We start from the raw sequence: 21406 nt of genomic DNA, 5'->3' as shown, positions 1-21406 counted from the left end.
GTTGACCGTGGGCGTCCGCGACGTCACCCTTCCTGCATGATCCTGTATTCCCCTTCTGCCATGCGGGGTGCGTCTCCCGTTCACTGCGGGACCCGCTGATGTCGTGGCCCGAGTTCAACGGCTGGCTGCAGGAAGGCGCCCGCGTCGTCATTCCGATCGCCCAGGCGCTCGCGATCCTGTTGGGCGCATGGCTGCTGCTGCGATTGCTGCGCATCATCGTGCGCCGCGTCTGCGACAGCTACCATCTGCCGGCCCAGGTGGCGGTCAGTGCACGCCGGCTGCTGGGCGTGCTGGTCTACCTGTCCGCCGGCATGCTGGCGCTGGGTCGGCTCGGCGTCTCCGGCAGCGTGTTGTGGACGGCGCTGACGGGCTTCACCGCCGTGGCCGCCGTGGCGTTCTTCGCGGCATGGAGCGTGCTGTCGAACATCTTCTGCAGCGTACTGATCCTGACCACGCGGCCGTTCCGCGTACACGACCACATCGAAGTGCTGGAGAACGGCGACAAGCCGGGCCTGCGCGGCCGCGTCATCGACATCAACCTGCTCTACACCACGCTGCTGGAAGAAGACGCGCTGCGCGGCGACACCGTGCTGCAGATTCCCAACAGCCAGTTCTTCCAGCGGACGACGCGACGCTGGCGCTCCGGTTCGCCGCCGGCGGCCTCGGCCCCGGAGTAGTCCTGCAGCGAGCGTTTCATGTGCGATGCGACGAGTCCATGGCACCTGTCCCGTCCCCGCCTTAGCCGCGTAATTACGCGGTCGTCCTCGCCAGCGGCCACCTTCCATCGGTTCCAGCACACTTCATGCCGCTGATCCGCACATCGGATCAGCGGTGTCCTTCATGCGCGCAACGCGGCGTTGACGGGGGAACAGGGATCCGTTCAACCGAAGGAAGCGACGCATGGACATCACGAAGGAGCTGATCGACCGCAGCCTGCTCGAATCAGCACAGAAACTGGATTTTTTCCGGCTCGGCCTCTACATCGCCGGCATCGAAGTCACCCAGGCCATCCAGCACTACGATGCCGATGGCCATCTCACCGACAGCAACGACCGCGGCGCCGACAACTCCATCGCCCTGGTCGCCAACAAGCCGGCATGGGTGCGCGTCTATCTGGGCAGCCTGTTCGGTGCCAGCGGCATCAGCGGCACGCTCGAAGTCCAGCGGCGCCGCCACGGCTTCCTCTGGAGCACGATCGCCACGCTCAACCCCACACCGCCCGTGCCCGCGAGCGTGCCCGGCCTGACCCTCGGCCAGAACTACGACGACACGCGTGGCGTGTTGGCGACCACGCTGAACTTCATCATTCCCGCCGCCGAGATGATCGGCACGTTGCGGCTGATCGCACGCGCCAGCAGCGGCGCACGGACGGCGGAGCGGCGCCTGACCGTGCCGGTCACGCTGCGGCAGACACTGCGCCTCGCCGGCGTGATGATTTCCTACAACGGGCCGGCCAGCAATGCGCCGAACGCGCCGAACCTCACCCTGGCCGCACCGACGCTCGCCGACCTGCAGGCCATGTCCGGACGGGCACTGACGCTGTTCCCGGTGCAATCCACCGCGCAGTTCCGCACGGCCGGCTCGCTCGCGTTGACCAACCACTTGCAGGACACCAGCTTCCCCACCAGCGGATGCGGCGCCGGCTGGGATGCGCTGCACGCCCGCGTGGCCAACGCACGCACGGCCGACGGCAACCAGCCGGGCTGGATCTACTATGGCCTGCTGCCCGCCGGCACGCCGATGGGCCCCGTGGGCGGCTGCGGCGGTGGCGGCGTCGCGGTAGGCCCGATCAACCAGGCCGGCACGCTGGCGCACGAGGCGGGCCACGCCTGTGGACTGCCGCACGCGCCGGCGGGAGGCGCGCCGAACGCCGACCCCAACTATCCGGCGTACGAGCCGTACGACACGCCGGCCGCGCGGCGGGCCTCCATCGGCGAGTTCGGGCTGGACATCAACAACGGCAACCTCGCCTCGCCGCAGACGTTCCGCGACTTCATGGCGTACGGAGGTCCGTCGTGGATCTCCGTGCACCACTACCAGCGCCTGCTGCAGAACGATCGCCTCAATCCGGTGACGGTGGGCATGGATTTCCCCTGGTGGAAGGATTTCGTCTGGGAAGAGATGCGCCGCTGGCCGTGGTTTCCGATTCCGGACCCGCCGCCGTTCGACTTCGATCTGGAGCTGCCCGTGTTTCCGCCGCCATTCGAGCCACAGCACATGATCTCGCTGATCGTGCATATCGTCGACGGACGCGTGGCCGAGGTGATGCATGTCGCCCGCACGCGCATGCATGCCACCCTGGAGCGGACGACCGCCACGCCGTTCACGGCCCGCTTGCGGGATGGCGACAAGGTGCTGGCCGACGCCCCGTTGCGCCGGTTGCACACCGCTGCGTGCGGCTGCGGATGCGGTGATGGCGGCGCCGATGACGGCACGCCGCCGCGCGAATACCTTGCGCAGGCCTTGGTCGCCGACGTGGCGCCGGGCAGCGCGCTCGAGATCCTCGCCGATGGCGAGGTGCAATGGACACGTGCCTCCCCCGGCAAGCCACCGAAGGTCGAGGGCCTGGAGGCGAAGCTCGACCGCAAGGGCCAGCTGCACGTCGAATGGACTGCCACGCGCGGCGCGACCGAGTACTGGCTGCGCTGGTCGCGCGATGGCGAACAGTGGCAGTCGCTCGCGACCGGCATCGTGGAGCCCGCGGCGCGACTGGCAGGCGTGCAACTGCCGGCCGGCAAGGTCCTGCTGCAGGTGGTCGCCCACGACGGCTTCCATTCCACCGCATCCAAGCCGCTGTCGATCACGCTGCCTGCGCGCCCACCACAGGTCGCCATCCTGCATCCACAGGATGGCCATACCTACCAGGAGGGACAGCCCCTGCGGTTGTGGGGCAGCGCGACGAACGGCGAACAGGACCGCGGAGATGACGCGCGTGCGACCTGGCTGGTGGGCCGGAAGCCGATCGACGAGGGACTGGATGCCTGGACGTCGCTGCCCGCAGGCGAGCACGCCCTGACCTTGCGGGTGGAAGACGCGGGTGGCAGCACGGATACGACCGTCAAGATCACCGTGCGCGCCCTCGACCGCTGACAGCAAGGGAACGCGCAGGCGCAGGGACGCGCCGCGCGTCACCAGGTCATCGTGGCCTCGCTGCTCAGCGCGACGATTCGCAGGCAGCGCCGGCGATGCCGGCTTGCGCCTGCAACGTCTGTCGCGCCCACAGGTAGAGCAGCAGTCCCGCCACCGCCATCGCCGCACCGACATACCCTGTCGACGTCCAGCCATAGCCGGCGGTGATGGCCATGCCGCCGAGCCACGGCCCGAGCGCGTTGGCGGTATTGAAGGCGGCATGGTGGGAGGCGGCCGCGAGCGTCTGCGCATCGCCGGCCACGTCCATCAGGTGCGACTGCAGGATAGGGCCCAGCGCGCCCATCAGGCCGATGGTCACCGTGGCCAGCAGGATCGTCGGCAATCCCTTCGCCAACAACGGGAACAGCAACAAGGCCACCATCGCCCAGGCCAGCACCATCCACGCACCGCGCAGCTGGAACCGGTCCGACAGCCAGCCGCCGACGAAATTGCCGATCACGCCGCCCACGCCGAACCCGGCCAGGCCCAGCGGAATCCACGCCGGCGACACGTGCGTCACTTCCAGCATGGTCGGCGCCAGATAGCTGAAGACCGAGAACATGCCGGCGAAGCCGATCGCGCCGATGGCCAATGCCTGCCACACCGGAAGTCGATTGAAGGCACGCAGTTCATCCAGCGGATGTGCCTTCGCGCCGTCGATGCCGGCGGGCAGCCAGATCGCCAGCAGCACGGCGGTACTCAGCGCGACCAGCGCGACCACCGCGAATACCCAGCGCCAGTCGATGACCTGGCCCAGCCAGGTCGCCAGCGGATTGCCGATCAGGATGGCCAGCGTCAGGCCCAGCATGACCAGGCTGATCGCACGGCCGCGCTTGTTCGGTGGACTGATCGCCACCGCGGTCAGCGCGGCGACGCCGAAGTACGCACCATGCGGCAGGCCCGCGATGAAACGGAACACGAGCAGGCTTTCGTAGGTAGGTCCGAGTGCGCTGGCCAGGTTGCCGAGTGCGTAGAAACCCATCAGCGCCAGCAGCAGGGTCTTGCGCTTCCAGCCAGCACCGAGGATCGCCAGCAGCGGCGCACCGACCACCACGCCCAACGCGTAGGCGCTGATCAAGTGCCCGACCTGGGGCTCGGTCACGCCGAGCGAGGCCACCATGTTGGGCATCAGCCCCATGCTGGCGAACTCACTGGTGCCGATGGCGAAGCCACCGAGCGTCAACGCGAACAGGATCAGGCCGACCTGGCGCGGGGTCATGCCGGCGGCGGGAAGCGAGGGAGCGGGGGGAGGGGCGACGTCCATGGCGTATTGTGCTGCACCGCAGCAACATGGGTCGACCCCGCCGGCGGAACGCTGAGGACGCCCTGGCGTCCACCTGGCGGGCGCGGAGCCGGGGAGCACCGGATCCGCGCCGCGCACCGGCTTACTTGGCGACGAACTTCAGCGGCCCGTTGTAGGCCGGCCACGCGATCGACGTGCCGATGCGGGTGTTCAGCGCGACCTCCGGGGTCGCCTCCGCGTCGCCCTGAACGGTGGCCATCAGAGTCGGCATGTAAAACGCACTGCCGAAGATGGCGTCCTTGCGGATCACCGGATTGATCGACAGCGTGGTCGTCTTGCCGGGTTCGATCCGGAACACCACCGCATCCTGGTTCACGAACGCGCCGCGCTCCAGCGCCTTCTTGACGCTGAAGCTGGTGTGCATCTCCAGGCCGATCCCGGTCACCCTGTACTCGCCCGCCGGCAGCGACAGCGATTCCTGCTGGCCGTAGCGGGTCATGTGGTTGATCGGGAAATCGATGAACTGCTTGCTGACCATCGTGAACACGATCTGTCCATCGCGCACGCCCCATTCCAGCGCACCGCTCTTGAGCTGTTCGTTGACTTTCTTCGGCAACTCCTGCTCGCTGGTGAAGGGCTTGATGTCCACCACCAGTGTTCCCGTCTGCACCGCCGCAGCGGCCTGCCCCGGCGACGCCACCTCCTGCGCCGACGCACCCGCCATCACACCGGCCTGCAGCAGCAGGCCCGCTATCCAGTAACGCATGGTTTCTCCCTCGATGGATGCGCCCCCCGGCGCACGTCGCATTGTTGCCGGCCAGGGATCGTCGCGCAATGCGTGGAGGGCGTCAGCGCGCGGCGACCCGGAACGGCAGGTTGGCGTAGGCCGCATGGCCCTTGCCGTCGTGGACCTCCACGAACAACCGGTAGGCGCCCGGCGCGTCCGGCGCGGTGAAGGTCACGCCGCCTTTGCCATCCTCCTGCATCACCAACGCGACGTCAGGCGGCACGTCCTCGCGATCGCCGCCGATGCTGGTGGCGGTGCTTTCGTGCAGGACGGTCCAGCGGTAGCGGAGTGGATCGCCATCGGGATCCTTCGCTACCACGCTCGCCGTGTACGGCTCGCCTGCCGTCAGCGTGACGCTGTCGATCGCACCGCGGCCGTCCAGCCGCAGCGGCTGGATCGACGGCGCACGGTTCGCGGGCCAGGCGCCGGTCCAGACGTACTGCATCGCATCCACCGCCGGCGTGCTTTCGCCGCTGGGCAGGAACAGGCCATACCAGGTCGGCGTGCGCTCCTGCTTGTTGCCCCACAGGAATACGTACGACCCCAGCCCCTGTTTCGTGTCCGCCGCGATGACCTGCTCATAGCGTTGCTGCAGCAGCGTCGCCTTGCGCGAGGCATCGTCCTCGATCGGCGCCTTCCAGGTGGTCAGCGGACTTTCCCAGTGTCCGGTCGGGCCCCATTCGGTGACCACGTAAGGCCCGGTCCACCCGCTGCTCGCCAGCTTCTCCGGCAGCGCGCCGATGTCGCCATAGAGCTGGATGCCGATCAGGTCCAGCGAGGGCGCGCGTGCCTTGAGCAGGTCGATGAGCTTGCGGTCGAAGCCCGCCAGCGTGGTCATCACGGGATGGGCCGGATCTTCGGTGTGGATCATGTCGGTGATTCCGCCCACGGCATCCCACACCTTCGGGTTGCTGTAGTGCAGGTTCAGTTCGTTGCCCACCACCCACATCAGCACGGCGGGGTGATCCTTGTAGAGGCTCACCTCGCGGCGGATGCGCTCGAGCTGCCGCTTCACCGCCGCGCGATCGTCGTAATCGAAGCCGTGGCGCTCATTGCCCACCTCGATGCCCATCGCCACCTTCAACCCGTTGCGCTGCGCACGATCCAGCATCGCGCGGACCTTGGCCTGGTCCATCCCGGTGCTCCATGTGCGGAACGAGTTGCCCCCGCGAGACGCCAGCGCGTCCTGGCCCTCGCCGCCCATGCCGGCCCCCTTCACGCGGAAGGGCTGTCCGTCCACCCGCATCGTGTAGACACCGTCCTCCTGCACGATGCGAACCTGCGAGGGCGCCGCGATGGCAGCCATGGGGAGTGCCAGGGCGAGGATCGAGACGAACAGGCGCTGCAGCATGCGGACGTTCTCCGGCCAACGGGGACGGAGCATCATGCCATGCACGCCGCCCCGGACCGTGGCGGCGCTAGAATGCCCGCATGAACACCATCCTGATCCCCGTTTCCATCGGCGAGCTGGCCGACAAGCTGACCATCCTCGAGATCAAGGCCGAACGCATCGACGACGCCGGCAAGCGCGCGCACGTGCAGGTCGAGCTGGACGGACTGCGCGCCCTGTGGGAACCGCTGGCGGCCGCGCAGCAGGACCTGGTCGCGATGAAGCACGAGCTGCGTGCGATCAACGAGCGCATGTGGGACGTGCAGGATGCGCTTCGTGCCAGGGAGGCTGCGCAGACGTTCGACGACGAGTTCGTCACCCTCGCCCGCGCCGTCGCACAGCGCAACGGCGAGCGCATCACCGTCAAGAACGCGATCAACCGCCTGGCCGGCTCGCGTTTCATCGAAGAGAAGCAATACCAGGCTTGACCCGCGACTGGATGGACGCTCGGCCACCGACGGTCGCTCGTCCAGGTGTCGCCTGCGTAGCGGGCATCCAACGCATGCCCGGAGCAGCCGATGCGGCGTCCTGTCTTGCCGGGCGGCTGCGATGTAAAGCACTTCAATCGCAGCCTGCAGCAGGCCTTGATGGCCGCATTGCCGAGTCCCCATGAACCCCGCCGCCCTTCGTGCCCTTGACCTGTTCGACCAGATCGTCGTGCTGTCAGGCGCGGCGCGGCGACGAGCGCTCGCCGACCTCGCCGTACGCGATCCGGATGCCCACGAGGTCCTCGCACGCCTGCTCACGTCCGATTCCAGACTGACAGACGACGCAGCGATGTCCGACATCTTCCACGCGATTCCGGAAGGCACGCTGTTCCAGGAGGGCGACGACAACGAGGTGGCCGATGCCCGTCTGGGACAGCGGCTGGGACCCTGGCGCATCACCGGCATTCTGGGTACCGGCGGCATGGGGACGGTCTACGAGGCCGAGCGGGATGATGGCCAGTACCATCAACGCGTCGCCCTGAAGTGCATCCGGGGTGACCTGTCGGAGCCTCGCGTGATCGAGAGCTTCCGCCGTGAACGCGCCATCCTGGCGGAGCTGGACCACCCCGGCATCGTCCCCGTGATGGACGGCGGCATCGACGGGTCGGGACAGCCGTGGTTCGCCATGCGTTACGTGGAGGGCGCGCCGATCGACGTCTGGTGCGACCACCGCTTCGCCAGCGTGCGCGAACGCGTCGCCCTGCTGCTGCAGGTCTGCGAAGCGCTCGACTACGCGCACGCCAGCGGCGTCCTGCATCAGGACATCAAACCCTCCAATCTCCTGGTCACCGATGCCGGCCAGGTGCAATTGCTGGACTTTGGCCTGAGCGTCTCGCTCACCGGGTCACCCGGCGCGCAACGCTTGGCGCTGTCCCATGCCTATACCGCACCCGAGGCGTTGAGCGTGGCGGCACCCGCCATCAGCGGCGATATCTGGTCGCTGGGCATGGTCATGTACAGGCTGCTGACGGGCGAACTGCCACACGTCCGCTCGCACATGGCGAGTCTGGTGGGCGGCACGCCCGGCGCCGACGCGCCGGTCCTGATGTCCCGGCTCGCCGCCCACGCATCGGAGGACGACGCACGCCGGCGGGGATGCCGGAATACTGCGGTGCTGGCGCAGCGGTTGTCGCACGACCTCGATGCCATCGCCCTGCGCTGCATCGCCGCCCGGCCGGAGGAACGATACGACAGTGTGCGTCGCCTGCATGCCGACCTGCGCGCATGGCTGGAGGTCCGTCCGGTCGAAGCGCGGGCAGGTGGCGTTCGATACCGCACCGCGCGCTTCCTGGCCCGCCATCGCCTGTCGGCCGGTCTGGCCGCTCTGCTTGTCCTGTCGACGGCGATCGGTCTCGGCGCGATCGCCTGGAAGCAGCGCAACGACACGCGGTCGGCGCAGGCCATGCAAAGCGTCGCGGCGGTGCTGGAACAGACGCTGGGTGTCGCCACGCTGTCGGGCCTGGGCGAAACCCCTATGTCGTCCCACGCGCTGTTGCAGGAAAGCGAGCGCCGCATGCGCGCCCTGACGCTGGACCAGCAGCCTGAGGCGATGGCACAGGGCTTGGCGATGCTGGCGCGCAATTACGCCGTCCTTGGCGACTATCCCCGTGCAACGGCCCTCGCACGCGAAGCGACAGCCCTGCAGGGCAAGGGAGCGCACGCCACCCGCAGTCAAGCGACGCTGGCGGCCCTGCTCAATCTGCAGGGCAAGCCTGCCGAGGCGGCCTCGCTCGCGCTGACCGCGCTCGAGACGCTCGACAGCGACGACACCTCGTTGCGGCCTCTCCTGCTGACCGAACTCGCGCGGGCCCACTGGCATCTGGCCGATCACCGACAGGCACGTCAGCGGCTGGATGAAGCGCTGGACATCGCGCGCCGCGCCGGCGATGCGGCGGCAGAGGCCGAACTGCTCACCCAGCGGGCACAGTGGAACATCCGGCTGCTGCGCTTCGCCGAAGCGGCATCGGACACGCAGGCCGCCATCGCGCTTCCCAATCCGTCGTCTCCGCTGCTGGCGTACGAGGCCCAGCGAATCAGCGCGCACAATCTGGTGATGCAGGAGCGTCTGCCCGAGGCGCGACGCGTCGTGGAAACGCTGCTGAAGGACTACCGGGCGCTGTTGGGCGACGATCACCCGCTGGTAGGCCGCACCTGGCGTGTATACGGCGGCCAGTTGTGCAGCAGTGGCGAGTTGGAGGCCTGCGCGGACGCCCTTGACCGCGCGGAACGCATCATCCTCCGGTACTACGGCGCCGACCATCCCGAATACGCGGAACTGCTGCAGGTCCGCGCCCTGATGCTCGGGCTCGATGGCAAAAGGAAGGAGAGCGTCGCCCTGTTGCGACGCTCCGAGTCGCTGCTGGAGGCCGCGTATCCGCCCGACCACAACGCGGTGCAGCACGTACGCTTCATGGTGGCCCGTCGCCTCCTTTACTGGCCGGACGTGTCGGATGCACACCGTGCCGCCCAGCTCGACGAAGTGGTCCGGCGGCTCGACGCGGTGCAGGCCAGCTTCGCCCGCGGCGGACTGCCACTGCGGCCACTGGACCGGATCACGCTGGCCGATGCGCTGGAAGCGCGGAAGGGCCCCGGCGACCTCGCCCGCGCGCGTCGCGCCCTGGACGATAACGTGGCCACGCTGCGCGCGTATCCACCGACCTACAGCGTCTACTATCGCAACGACTACGACCGCGCGCGGCTGGCCTACCTGGCCGATGATCTTGCGATGGCAGGCCGTGTGCTGGCGCCGCTGACGCACGCGTTGGAACGCGATCTCGCACAGCCCGGGGCCACAGCGACCGGCAGCGCGCTGTCCAGCGACAACAACCGGCGCACGCTGTCGCTGGTGCGTGCCCTGCGGGCGGCGCTGCTCGCGCGTCAGGGCGCGAACGCCGAAGCGCGCACGCTCCTGCAACAGTCCATCGAGGACCTGCGCCCGATCCAGCGCCTGCGCGACAGCTATATCGCGGATGCCGAAGCCCGCCTGGCCACGTTCGATCGCACCGGTGCGGTGACTGTCGACTGACAGTGGTGGAAGCGAGCGTCCTGACTGCGCGTCCGGTCACGAAAAGACATCCGATCCCATTGCAGGAACATGATCCGATGTGTGGCCATTGCACCGAGCGCGCCGCGCTCGCCGAGCGCGCGCTCTCGCTGGAGACGCGCAACGTCCACGCCGGATCCACTACTGTCGACGGTCCACCTGCAGGAACTGCGAGACTGGAGGCAGCCTGCATGGCTGGAAAACGCACAGGACGACCCGACGGCCGTCATCGTGGTGATTTGCCGCGCATGGACGGACCGCGTCGCGGGCATCCCCGGCGCACCGCTACGCGACGTCCTTCCAGGCGCACTGCATGCGCGTCTCGACGCATGGCGCCGCACACTCGACCTGCCGTCCACCTGGGCATGGCTGGGCGACGATGCGGCGGCGACGCCGGACCCGCTGCCGCTGCAGGACGCACGCGACGAACTGGACGACTACCTTGCCGGTTGGCTACACCTGAGCGACGGCGTGTCGCCTCCGTGGAATGAGGCGACGCTGCACGAGCGCCTGCCGCGTGTCTCGGTATCCCTGGACATCATCGCGCGTGAGTCACCGGACGATGCGCGCATCTCCGCACTCGCGTTGTCGTCGCCCGGCGCGGCGTCGCCCTTCAGCGCCATTGACCTGTGGCTGCAACGGCGCGCACTGCAGGCGCTCGTCGCGCACCATGGCATCGGCTTTGTCACCCGGCTGCTGGGCCACCTGCGCAGCGGCACGGTCCTTGCCCTGGTCCTGCGCGGCGACCTGGACCACCGGGAACTCGTCGAGCTGCAGGGCGCCTTGCAGGATCGTCCCGACAACGGGACCGAGGGCACCAGTGATCTGCGCGGTGCGCTGACCATCCTGCTCGGCGAGAGCCCGGGAATCGCACGACGCCCCTACAGCGACAGGTAGCACACGTCTTCCTGCAGGTCCGCAGGCGCCACCCTGGCCTTCAGGTCCACGAACACGCCACCGGGCCGCAGCGACTGGTCGATCTGCTCGTGGATCCTCGTCAGGAACTCTCTGTGCGGTACCGCCAGCACCAGGACATCCAGGTCGCGCCAGTCTGTTTCGTCTTCCAGCTCCATGCCGTACTCGCTGCGGCTCTCGTACAGATCGGCACGGGGATCGGCGATGTGCGCCTTGATGCCATAGACCCCCAGTGCCTCGACCAGCTCCACCGTCTTCGAGTCGCGCAGGTCCGGCACGTCCTCCTTGAAGGTGATGCCGAGGATCCCGACCCGTGCGCCGCGTATGCGCTGTTCGCGCTCGGCCATCTTCAGCACGATCCGGCTGGCGACATAGGACGGCATGCTGTCGTTGATCCGGCGCGCAGCCAGAATCACTTCCGGGTGGTAACCGAGCCGCTGTGCCTTGTCGGCGAGATAGCGGGCATCGGTGCCGATGCAATGCCCACCCGCCAGCCCAGGCGCGAACGGTAGAAAATTCCACTTGCTGCCCGCCGCGCGCAATACGTCGTGCGTGCGGATGCCGAGCAGTCCGCAGATCTTCGCCATTTCGTTGACCAGGGCGATGTTGACGTCGCGCTGCGTGCTTTCCAGGACCTTTGCCGCCTCGGCCACCCTGATCGAGCTCGCGCGGTAGACACCAGCGTCGATCACCGTGGCGTATACCGCAGCGACCCGATCGAGCGTCTTCGCGTCCTGCGCCGAGACCAGTTTGACGACCGACGCGAAACCGTGATCCGTGTCCCCCGGATTGAGCCGCTCCGGACTGTAGGCGAGATGGAAGTCCACGCCGCACTGCAGGCCGCTGGCACGCTCGAGCGCCGTACCGCAGATCTCTTCCGTGGCACCGGGATACACCGTCGACTCGAATACCACCGTCGATCCGGGCGGCATCACGCCACCGACCATCGAGCACGCGCGCTCGAGCAGGCAGACATCGGGCTTGCCGCCGGGCGTCAACGGCGTGGGCACGGCCACGATGAAGAAGTTGCTGTCCGCCATCGCCGCCGGATCGCCATGCAGCTTCAGATGGCTGCGGGCGATTGCATCCGGCGCGATCTCGCCGCTGCAGTCGATGCCGTTGCGCAGTGTCGCAAGGCGGGTCTCGTCGACTTCGAAGCCGACGGTGGGGAATCTGGTCGACATCGCCATGGCGACCTGGAGGCCGACGTGCCCCAGGCCCACCACGGCGACCGCGATGTTCGCGAGCAGATCCCGCGACGCCTCGTCGACCACAGTCGGCCGGATGGCTTCAGGGTGCGGCGTGTCGACGCTGGTCTCCATCGCGACCAGCGCGCCTCCATCCATGCCCGCGTCCTCGCGCGAAACGGTGGCGCGATCGTGCTTCGAGCGGCAAGACGGGGAATCGTCGCGTTCCATGGTGTCCTCCTGGTCTGTGGCGTGGTGTGGAGTGGATCACGGTCAAATCTGCGACCGCGTTGGCGGAGAAACCCCATCCGGATGGACGGATCGCACGCACGCACACGCCCGTCCTGTCACATACATAGCATCGGATCACATAAGACGAGCGGTAGACGCACGAGGCGTACCATGCCTCAGTCGGCGAACGCGTCGCGTCGCCGTACAGGTCCCGACGGCCAGCGCATCGCCGCATCGCGGCAGCCGTGTGGAGGCGACGACAGGGACGCCGGCGACCGCGTGCAGGTCGCGAAGGGGAGACCATGCCATCCACCGCATCGCACATCCTGTCCACCAAATTCCGTCCGCCGACGCGACTCGCGGAGGCCATCGAGCGTCCGCGACTCATCGCGCGCCTGGTCGAGCGCCTTCCCAAGGTCGTGCTGGTGATCGCCGCCGCAGGGTTCGGCAAGACCACGCTCATCGCCCAGTGCCACGCGAGAACCGGCTCGCAGGGCGTCTGGCTGTCGCTCGACCGCAACGACCGGCAACCGGTCAGCTTCGTCCGTCACCTGATCGCAGGCCTGAACCAGGAGCAGCGCGTCGTTTCAGCGGCGACCGAGAGCTTCGTCGAAGGACGCATTACGGCCTTCGACGTGGACGAGGTGACCATCAGGATGGTCAACGACCTCGAAAGATCCGCCGAGCCACGTATTGTCTTCCTCGACGACTACTACCTTGCGGAAACACCCGGCATCAACGACCTGGTCCGCCAACTGATCGAGCGCTCGCCGGCGCACCTGCACATCGTCATCGCAAGTCGCGTGCCGCCCGATCTGCCCATCGCTCGATACAAGGCCGACAAGACGCTGGTTGAAGTTGGCGCGCGCGACCTGCAGTTCAATCAGCATGAAGCCGAGGCCTTCCTGAATCGCGCACACGGACTGACGCTGCGCCCTCGCGACCTGGAGCGCCTGGTACGGCACACCGAGGGCTGGGGTTCCGGCCTGCAATTGGCCAGCCTGCTCCTGAAGGACAGCCACGACCCTGCCGATGCCATCCATGCCCTGACCGGCGATACGCGCGACATTGCGGACTACATGGCGACGGAAGTGCTGCGGCGCCTGCCTCCCGAGATCCAGCATTTTCTGATGCATACATCGATCCTCGAACGGCTCAACGCGGACATCTGCAACGCCATGCTCGGTCGCCACGACACGCAGGTGGTGATCGAACGGGTCGAAGCTCTCGGCCTGTTCCTGTTTCCGCTCGATCTCCGCAGACGCTGGTATCGCTACCATCATCTGTTTCGCGACTTCCTGCGCGCGCAGCTCAGGTCCCGGCAACCCGAAGCGGTGGCGGACCTGTACCGTGCCGCGAGCACGTGGTTCGAACGGGCGGGGCTGTACGAAGAAGCCGTGAACATGGCCTTGGATGCGGATGACTTCGATCACGCGGCCAGACTCGTCGAGCAGTCCGCCATCACCATGATCAAGCAGGGCCACGTGCCCCAGGTCGCGCGATGGATACAGCGTTTTCCGATGCAGGTACTCGATCAGAATCCGCGCTTGCCGCTGTACCAGTGCTGGGCGCTGGCGCATATGGCGCAGGTGCACCAGGCGGAGTTCCTGTTGAAACGCGTGGAGTCCGCAACGGATACGCTGTGCGGGTCCTCGGATGCGGCGCGCGACCTGCTGCAGGCGGAAATCCATACGCTCCGCACGATCGTCGCCCTGATGGCGGACGACATCGACCGTTGCCATGCGATGCTGGCGGTCGTGTTTCCGGACCTCCCCGAATACCACTTCTTCTCCGGCTGCATGAACAACGTTGCGGGACTCGTCGCGCTGGCGCGCGGCGAATTCGCCGCAGCGATCGACGCCACCGTCTTGTCAGCGCGCTTCCACGCGACCAGCGGCTGCGCCTACGGTGTCTGCTACAGCCACTGCATCACTGGCCTCACCCACTGGGCACAGGGCAGGCTGTCCAATGCCCGTATCTGCCTTGGCAACGCGATCCAGGTGGCGGTACGCGCGAGCGGCGAGCGTTCGTTCAACGCGGCGATGCCACGCGTGCTCATGGCGTTGATCCACTACGAAATGAACGAACTGGACGAAGCGGACGCCATTCTGGAGGACCATCTGCCCTTCGTCGACGAATGCGCGTATGTCGATATCCGGACCGGCGGCTTCCTCGCCATGGCCGGCGTGCTTGGCGCGCGCGGCCAGATCCAGGCGGCGCTGGCCTATCTCGACCAGGCGATCACCATCAATGTCGAAGCGGCGTTCGAGCGGACCTGCGCGCTGGCCAACAGCGAAAGCATCCGGTTGCGCGTGATGGGCGGCGACGTGGTCGGGGCGCGCCGGTTCGCACGGCATTCCGGCATCGGCGACGACATCGCGCTGCCGACGGCGTGGTCGCGCGTGCCGGCACTGCGCACCCTCAGCCAGTGCCGTCTGCTCGTCGCGGAAGGCCGCGCGCATGCCGCCATCGAGCCACTGCAGACGCTGGCCCATCTCGCCAAGGTAGCCGAACGGCGTGCCCGCAAGATCCAGGTCCTCTCGCTGCTGATGGTGGCGCAGGCTCAGGACCATCAGCCGGACGCGGCGCTCGCCACGGCCGGCCGCATTCTGACGCTTGGCGCGGAAGAAGGCTTCATCCGCAGCATCCTCGACCAGGGCAGGAGCGCAGGGGAGACTTTCATGGTTTTCGCGAGGGATCGGGCGAGGGTCGCTCGGCTACCGCCGCCGGAAGCGGACTATCTCGCGCGGGTATGCTCGGCCGCCGCGTTGCAGTACCCGGTCGACGGCGGGCTCTCGATCGCGGGCCATGCCGCCACCCCCTTCGTCGTCAACGGTGTACAGGAATCGCTGACCGACCGCGAACTCAAGGTGCTGCGCCTGCTCGCAAAGGGCGCGCCGAACACGCAGATCGGCACGACGCTCTTCATCTCGGTCAACACCGTGCGCTGGCACGTGGCCAACATCCTCAGCAAGCTGCAGGTGGAGAACCGCACGCAGGCCGCCTCGATGGCGAGATCGCTGGGGCTCGCTCCCTAGTACGCGGACCGCATCATTGGCACCGTATCGGTGCCACCGCGCGCTCCAGGGGCGCCTCGTCGGCGCCACCCAGGTCGGGCAGGAAGTCGAAGCCGGTGGCGTCCTCGACGGCGTCGATGCTGGTGGCGAAATCATCGAGCTGGGAGTTCTCCGGCAGCACCTGATTGGGCATGACCGCCGCCCATGCGCGCAGCTCGTCGGCCGGCGTGCGGTAGACCAGGATCTTCCACGTGTGGGTGGGAATCACCACGCCGTCGCCGATCGTGTCCACGGTGACGAACTGCACGTCGCGCTCGCTGTAGACCATCGGACCGCTGATCACCCATTTCGTTCCGCGCACCGGTCCGGTGGTACGGGCGCAGGCTTCCAGCCGCGCCCATTGCCCGCGGTTCATCGCGCGGTGCTGCGGCACCGCGTTGGACAGGAAGAACGTGTCCGCCATGCGCTGCTCGCTGCTGGAATGCGCCTCCGCCGGCGCCATGTGGCCGATGTCGACGGGGAACAGGCCAGCACGCGTGTGGTGCTGCGAAGAGCCGTTGTAGTCGCGCGGCACGGCACGTGCGAGTCGCAGGACGGGATCGGTCTTGAAGGACTGCGAGCCGCGCTCGACGTTGTTGCGCAGCGACGACGTGGTATAGGCCTCGCATACCCAGTACGGCGTCTTCAGGTCGGCACTGTGCAGCAGCGCGTAGCCCGCACGCACCACGCGCTCGGTCGGCCCGAAGTCCAGTCCGCGACGAGGTACCGGTTCACCGAACGGGCAGTGCGGATTCGCCACCCTTGCGCTGGCCGAGACCACGGCTGAACGCGCCATCGGTGCATGCACCGGTGGAGGCGGCGGTGCGGCGCCAGTCGCCAGTGATTCCTCGCGTGCATCTCCCGCCATCGCCGGCATGCTTTCGTCGCTGAAGCGCGGACGCGTGGCACCGTCACCGGTCGCCCGACTCTGTACGCGCTTCACCTCCGCGCCGGCATGCACCGGTCCACGCGTCGTGCAGCCCGCCACCGCGATGCCGAGCACCAGCAGCGCGCACGCACGCACCAGCGGACCCGAGTGCTTCGTGAGGATCATCGGCGACATCCGGTTTCCTTCTGGCGGAAAGCGTTCCTGCAACGGACCTCGCCACGAAATTCGAGGACCGGCCTTCCTGACACGTGCACCTGCGTGGGTGCCGGCCATTTGCCGGCGCGCTTCAGCCCGTTGCAGACGCCTGCACGGGTATCCCGGCGCCCCACGGGCACCGGACTCGGCGCCAGCTCATTGCTTCGCGGGCGGCATCATGCCCGCCATGCGGCGTCATGCCGCGCCGTGGCGCTCCCGGATCACCTGCAGGCGTTCGCGGTAGTACAGCGCATCGGCGGCCTTTTCCGGCGGGTGGTCCGCCAGCCAGTCCAGCGCCTGCTGCAGGATGGAAGACTTGTCGGCGTCAGGTGCTTCCAGCGCGGTGTCCACACGATCGAGCTGCAGGATCACGTCGTCACGGGTCGACTGGGTCATGGTCATCTCCTTGAGGAATGACCCAGCCTAGATTGGCGGATGTATGCGGCGCGTCATCGCCGCAGCGGACCGCATCAACGATTGCCGGACATGTCTTCCAGCAGTTCGCAGACCAGACGCTGGCTGTGCTTGGTCAGGCGCCGCAGGCTGTCCAGGCAGTGCGCCTCGAACTCATCCATCGCATACGCGATGGCGACGGCCGGCACCTCCAGCGCGTGCGCGGGATTCGTCCCGCGGCCGGTCGCCAGCCATTCGAAGGCGACCTTGGTGGCGACGGCGATGTTGGCGAGGTTCGCCACGCTCGGCGTGGTGCCGCCTTCCATCCGTTCCCACTGCGCCACGGCGCTGCGGTTGACGCCCGCGTGGCGGGCGAGGTCCGACTGCGTCATCGAAGCACCCAACCGGGCGCGACGGATCCTGATGGCCATCGAAGCCCACATGTCGTGTCCTCTTGTTGCGACTACGCGGATCACCCTCGCGCGCCCGCGGTGAGCACGATGTGAGATGCCGTCCACATTGATCAACTCCGCAGAAAAATCCGTCCGTCTCGCCGATCAACGGTCTGCATCGACACGTGTCCGAAGACATTCCGGCACGCAGTCCGACGGCGGCGTCGCCTGTGTGAGCACGGCTTATCACGACAGCCGCGCTAACCAGGCGAGTTGCACCCGCAGTCTTGCTGACTAGAATCGACCGCCGGGAGCACACTTGGGAACCTGATGAGCGTAAGGACCATCATCGAGGACGGACACCAGATCACCGTCCAGGTCCTGCAGAAGACCGACGTGTTGGGGGCGACCTACTGGCAGGGTCGTGCCATGTTCCAGATCGCCGACGGCCGCGCCCGCGGGGACGTGGTCACCAGCCGGCGCCATGCGACGCCCGAGGCCGCGGAAGACGCCGCCATTGCCCGCGCCCGCGCCAGTGGCTGGGGGGCACCGTAGCCCCGGGAGGCCACGTACGCGGCCTCCCGGAACCCCGCCTGCGATTGCTTGGCAGGCGGGCGCACAGGCGTGCTAGTGTCCGCGCCTCCGCTGCAGCCCGCAGCGTCTCCGCGGCCTCAACCGCAAAGGCCGACACCTTGAGACTCCATCTTTATCGCGTGGACAGCGGGTATTTGGTGTGTCCTGCGGATGCGCTGGTTCCCGCCTCGCACGCCTTCGAACTGCGCGACCGCCGACCCAGCATGATCTTCCTGTCGCGCGACACCGCGGGCCGCACGTTCATCGAAGACCACATGCGCACGAACGGCGCCGTGCTGATGGACGAACGCGTGGCGGACATCATGCTCGCCGGATATCCGGACTGGGTGAACCGCTCGTTCTGACCCCGGACGGCGGGCGGCGACCAGCCGCTTGCGTACCGGCGTGACGCCGGGCTCGCGCCCTCCCTTCTTTCGAAACGCCCGAAAAGCACCAGCGACCGCCCGCCAGACGCAGGCCGCGTCCTGTCCGCCGGCAACGCCGCGATCCCCTCCCATGACGCCGCCTGTTCCCGGGACGGCCACGGGAGGCGCGCCATGAAGATTCCAGGTCCCTGCACCGCGCACGCGCCGGGCAATCTGCGGCCCGCGGGACCATGAGCACGCCCGCGGTCCGCGCGCTGGCGCTGTTCGACGACTACCTCACGCTGCCTCCTGCGCAGCGCGCGGACGCGCTGACCGCACTGGCGAAGGAAGATCCCGATACCCATCGTGTGCTGCACCGGCTGCTGCGGTCGGACGCGGCGCTGGACGCGGAGACGCAGTCGGACCTGTTGGACCGCATCCCGGAGGCCCTGCTGGCGGCCGATGCGACCCACGCGCCCCCGCATGATCCCTGGCTGGGACGGCGCGTCGGACCCTGGCGCGTCGAGCGCATCATCGGCATCGGTGGCATGGGCACCGTGTATGAGGCGCAACGCGCCGATGGCCACTACCGCCAGCGCGTGGCACTGAAATGCATCCGCCGCGAACTGTCGTCGCCAACGCTGGTGGCCAGCTTCCTGCGCGAGCGCGCGACACTGGCGCGACTTGACCACCCGGGCATCGCCACGCTGATCGATGGGGGCGTGGACGACGTCGGCAACCCATGGTTCGCCATGCGTTACGTGCAGGGCGAACAGATCGATCTCTGGTGCGACCGCCGCCGCGCCGACATCCGCCAGCGCGTGACCCTGCTGGTGCAGGCCTGCGATGCGCTGGCTTATGCGCACGGACAGCATGTGCTGCACCAGGACATCAAGCCGTCCAACCTCCTGGTCACCCATGACGGCCAGGTGCAATTGCTGGACTTCGGCCTGACGGCGTCGCTGACCGCGACCGGCAGCCTCCCGCGCGTAGCGATGTCGCAGGGCTACACCGCACCGGAAGCACTGTCATCCCCCGCTCCGCAGGTGACCGCCGATGTATGGTCGCTGGGGCGACTGATGTACGCGCTGCTCGGCGGGACGCTGCCGCGAACCAGATCGCCACTGCAACTGGTGCCCGACGCAAGCGGCGATCAGGACAACCCACCCGTCCCGATGTCAGCACTGGCCGCCGGCCTCTCCTTCGACGCTGCGCGCGCGCGCGGAGCCCGCTCGGCGACTGCGCTGTCGCGGCAGCTGGCTGGCGACCTGGATGCCATTGCCTTGCGCGCCGTCGCGACGCAGCCGGCAGCCCGCTATACGTCGGTCGCCGCACTGCGTGCCGACCTGCAGGCATGGCTGAAGATGAGGCCCGTACAGGCGCGTGCAGGCGGTCGCGGCTATCGCCTGGGCCGCGCGATGAAACGCCACCGCACAGCGATGATCATCGCGTTCGCGTGCATCGCGACGCTGGCCACCGGCGGCGGCATCGCAGTGTGGCGCAGCCAGCGCCTCGCGCACGAGGCCGCCGAGGCGCAGACGTTGTCGCACGTCTTCGAACAGACGTTGGGCACGGCCACGCTGTCCGGCCTGGGCGACACCCCGATGTCGTCGCAGCAACTGCTGGCGGATGCCGAACGGCGCATGCGCGCGCTCGACCTGCACGACCATCCGGACGTACGCGCGCGCGGCCTGGCCATGCTCGCCCGCAGCCACATGGCCATCGGCGACTACGCGCGCGCCACCGCACTGGCGCGCGAAGCGGCCGCATTGCGACGCGACGACCCCGCCAGTACGGCCGCCCTGCTGGCGGCCCTGCTCAACCTGCAGGGCAAGCCCGACGATGCCGGCCGCGTCGCCGCACAGGCGCTGGCCGCCGGCGACGACGACACCCCGGCAGCCGTCCGCCTGCAACTGCTGACCGAGCAGGCACGCAGCCAGTGGCACCGCGTGCAGCACGCCGCGGCCTACCGCACTCTCGGCGAGGCTCTCGCGCTGGCGGAACGGGGCGGCGATGCGCCAGCGCAGGCCGAACTGCGCACGCTGCGCGGCGAATGGGCGCTGCGCCAGGCGCGCTTCGCCGATGCCGATGCGGACCTGCAGGCCGCCATCGGCCTGGCGAGCGAGCGCGCCCCGCTGGTCGCGCAAGGCGCGCGCTATCTCGCCGCGCAGAACCTGATGACGCAGGGCCGCATGGAAGAGGGGCATTCCGCCATCGCGCAGGTGCTCGCCGAGGACCGCCGGATGCTCGGCGAGCAACATCCGCGGGTAGGCCGCAGCTGGCGCATGCTCGCGCACGCCGATTGCGCGCTGGGCCGCTTCGACGACTGCCGGCATGCGCTCGACCGCTCGGAGGCGATCGTTCGCCGCGACTACGGCGAACAGCATCCGGAGTACGCGGAAGTGCTGCGCGTGCGCGCACTCCCTGCCTTCTTCGATCCGGCCAGCCGCGAGGACGGCATCGCCCTGCTGCGGCGTGCGGACACGCTGCTGCGTGCATCGTATCCAGCGGATCATCCCGACGTGCAGCGGGTGCAGTCGATGCTGGCGATCCGTCTGCTGGACCTGCCCGCGTCCTCGCCGACGGCGCGCGCACAGCAGCTGGAAGAAGTCATCGGGCGCCTGCAGGCCTCGCTCGCGCAAAGCCGGCGCAATCGGCTACCCCTGCCGACGATGCACCGGACCAGCCTGGTGCGGGCATTGATGGAGCGCGACGCGCCCGGTGATCTCGACCATGCCCGCCGGCTGCTCGACGAGAACAGCGTGCTGCTGCGCGCCTACTCCCCCGCGTTCGTCTGGCGCTTCCTCAACCAGTCGCTCGACGCGAAGCTGGCGCTGCGCACCGGCGACGTGGATCGTGCCGAGGCGCAGCTGACCAAGGTCCTGGCGACACTGCCGCAGCATCTGACCAACAGCGCATCGCGCAGGCTGCTGGCGCAGGCCATGATGCTGCGTGCCGATGTCGCCCTGCGACGCGGCGACCGCGCGCAAGCACGTGCCTGGCTTGAACAGGCCCTGGCGCACACGCAGGCCACGTTCGGTCCCGACAGTGCAGACAGCACGCGCATGCGCGCGGCATTGGCGACGTTCGACAGGACGGGCAGGATCGACGCGGACAACTAGCGTCGTCG

The 21406-nt window shown here is 68.2% G+C and carries 16 protein-coding genes; 9 read left to right on the top strand and 7 right to left on the bottom strand.

Translation table 11 applies throughout. The features are described 5' to 3' along the window. The first annotated feature begins 98 nt into the window (after positions 1 to 98). Both AC04MD_RS07080 and AC04MD_RS07075 read left to right on the top strand, forming a co-directional pair. The gene (locus AC04MD_RS07080) at positions 99 to 677 is read left to right on the top strand and encodes a mechanosensitive ion channel domain-containing protein (protein ID WP_475496589.1); all 579 of its coding nucleotides are present in this window, start codon (positions 99 to 101) and stop codon (positions 675 to 677) included. Positions 678 to 900: 223 nt separating this feature from the next. Beyond that, a complete protein-coding gene (locus AC04MD_RS07075; protein WP_475496588.1) occupies positions 901 to 3090 on the top strand; it encodes a M66 family metalloprotease in 2190 nt (729 codons plus the stop codon). 64 nt (positions 3091 to 3154) lie between these two features. On the opposite strand, the gene AC04MD_RS07070 is transcribed toward AC04MD_RS07075, so the two are convergent. The 3 genes from AC04MD_RS07070 to AC04MD_RS07060 all read right to left on the bottom strand — a co-directional run bounded on the left by AC04MD_RS07070 (position 3155) and on the right by AC04MD_RS07060 (position 6510). After that, entirely contained in the window at positions 3155 to 4393 is a 1239-nt protein-coding gene (locus AC04MD_RS07070; RefSeq protein ID WP_475496587.1) for an MFS transporter, read from the bottom strand. A 121-nt stretch (positions 4394 to 4514) separates the two neighbouring features. Next, positions 4515 to 5138 (bottom strand): hypothetical protein, encoded by a 624-nt coding sequence (locus AC04MD_RS07065; RefSeq protein ID WP_475496586.1) that lies wholly within the window; start codon positions 5136 to 5138, stop codon positions 4515 to 4517. A gap of 82 nt (positions 5139 to 5220) precedes the next feature. After that, positions 5221 to 6510: a glycoside hydrolase family 2 TIM barrel-domain containing protein gene (locus AC04MD_RS07060; protein ID WP_475496970.1), complete on the bottom strand. Its 1290-nt coding sequence runs from the start codon at positions 6508 to 6510 to the stop codon at positions 5221 to 5223. 80 nt (positions 6511 to 6590) lie between these two features. Here AC04MD_RS07060 and AC04MD_RS07055 point away from each other — a divergent pair, with 80 nt between their 5' ends. From AC04MD_RS07055 to AC04MD_RS07045, 3 genes are all read left to right on the top strand, one after another. After that, positions 6591 to 6977 (top strand): DUF6165 family protein, encoded by a 387-nt coding sequence (locus AC04MD_RS07055; RefSeq protein WP_475496585.1) that lies wholly within the window; start codon positions 6591 to 6593, stop codon positions 6975 to 6977. A 181-nt stretch (positions 6978 to 7158) separates the two neighbouring features. Beyond that, entirely contained in the window at positions 7159 to 10062 is a 2904-nt protein-coding gene (locus AC04MD_RS07050) for a protein kinase domain-containing protein (protein WP_475496584.1), read from the top strand. 81 nt (positions 10063 to 10143) lie between these two features. Further along, the gene (locus AC04MD_RS07045; RefSeq protein WP_475496583.1) at positions 10144 to 10977 is read left to right on the top strand and encodes a hypothetical protein; all 834 of its coding nucleotides are present in this window, start codon (positions 10144 to 10146) and stop codon (positions 10975 to 10977) included. Here AC04MD_RS07045 and AC04MD_RS07040 read toward each other — a convergent pair. After that, on the bottom strand, positions 10962 to 12413 hold the full coding sequence (locus AC04MD_RS07040) for a nucleotide sugar dehydrogenase (protein ID WP_475496582.1): 1452 nt from the start codon (positions 12411 to 12413) through the stop codon (positions 10962 to 10964). The two genes, AC04MD_RS07045 and AC04MD_RS07040, sit on opposite strands and share 16 nt — an antisense overlap. Before the next feature lie 419 nt (positions 12414 to 12832). Between AC04MD_RS07040 and AC04MD_RS07035 the strand changes: the two genes are divergently transcribed. Beyond that, positions 12833 to 15451 carry a winged helix-turn-helix domain-containing protein gene (locus tag AC04MD_RS07035; RefSeq protein ID WP_475496581.1) on the top strand — a complete coding sequence of 873 codons (2619 nt, stop codon included), beginning with the start codon at positions 12833 to 12835 and terminating at the stop codon, positions 15449 to 15451. A 13-nt stretch (positions 15452 to 15464) separates the two neighbouring features. Here the strand turns inward: AC04MD_RS07035 and AC04MD_RS07030 are convergent, their stop codons facing one another. From AC04MD_RS07030 to AC04MD_RS07020, 3 genes are all read right to left on the bottom strand, one after another. After that, positions 15465 to 16523 carry a DNA/RNA non-specific endonuclease gene (locus tag AC04MD_RS07030; protein ID WP_475496580.1) on the bottom strand — a complete coding sequence of 353 codons (1059 nt, stop codon included), beginning with the start codon at positions 16521 to 16523 and terminating at the stop codon, positions 15465 to 15467. A 225-nt stretch (positions 16524 to 16748) separates the two neighbouring features. Then, complete coding sequence (locus AC04MD_RS07025) at positions 16749 to 16949, bottom strand: hypothetical protein (protein WP_475496579.1); 201 nt, start codon at positions 16947 to 16949, stop codon at positions 16749 to 16751. 74 nt (positions 16950 to 17023) lie between these two features. Further along, positions 17024 to 17377 carry a helix-turn-helix transcriptional regulator gene (locus AC04MD_RS07020; RefSeq protein ID WP_475496578.1) on the bottom strand — a complete coding sequence of 118 codons (354 nt, stop codon included), beginning with the start codon at positions 17375 to 17377 and terminating at the stop codon, positions 17024 to 17026. Positions 17378 to 17668: 291 nt separating this feature from the next. On the opposite strand from AC04MD_RS07020, the gene AC04MD_RS07015 reads away from it, so the two are divergent. From AC04MD_RS07015 to AC04MD_RS07005, 3 genes are all read left to right on the top strand, one after another. Further along, positions 17669 to 17893, top strand: a complete 225-nt coding sequence (locus AC04MD_RS07015; protein ID WP_475496577.1) for a hypothetical protein — start codon at positions 17669 to 17671, stop codon at positions 17891 to 17893. A 137-nt stretch (positions 17894 to 18030) separates the two neighbouring features. Next, complete coding sequence (locus tag AC04MD_RS07010; protein WP_475496576.1) at positions 18031 to 18276, top strand: hypothetical protein; 246 nt, start codon at positions 18031 to 18033, stop codon at positions 18274 to 18276. A gap of 251 nt (positions 18277 to 18527) precedes the next feature. Continuing rightward, positions 18528 to 21398 carry a serine/threonine-protein kinase gene (locus AC04MD_RS07005; protein WP_475496575.1) on the top strand — a complete coding sequence of 957 codons (2871 nt, stop codon included), beginning with the start codon at positions 18528 to 18530 and terminating at the stop codon, positions 21396 to 21398. Positions 21399 to 21406 lie beyond the last annotated feature (8 nt).

The organism is Pseudoxanthomonas sp. LjRoot206, assembly GCF_056175725.1.
Note: the sequence above shows the minus strand (reverse complement) of the source record. Positions and strands in the feature narration are given on the sequence as shown.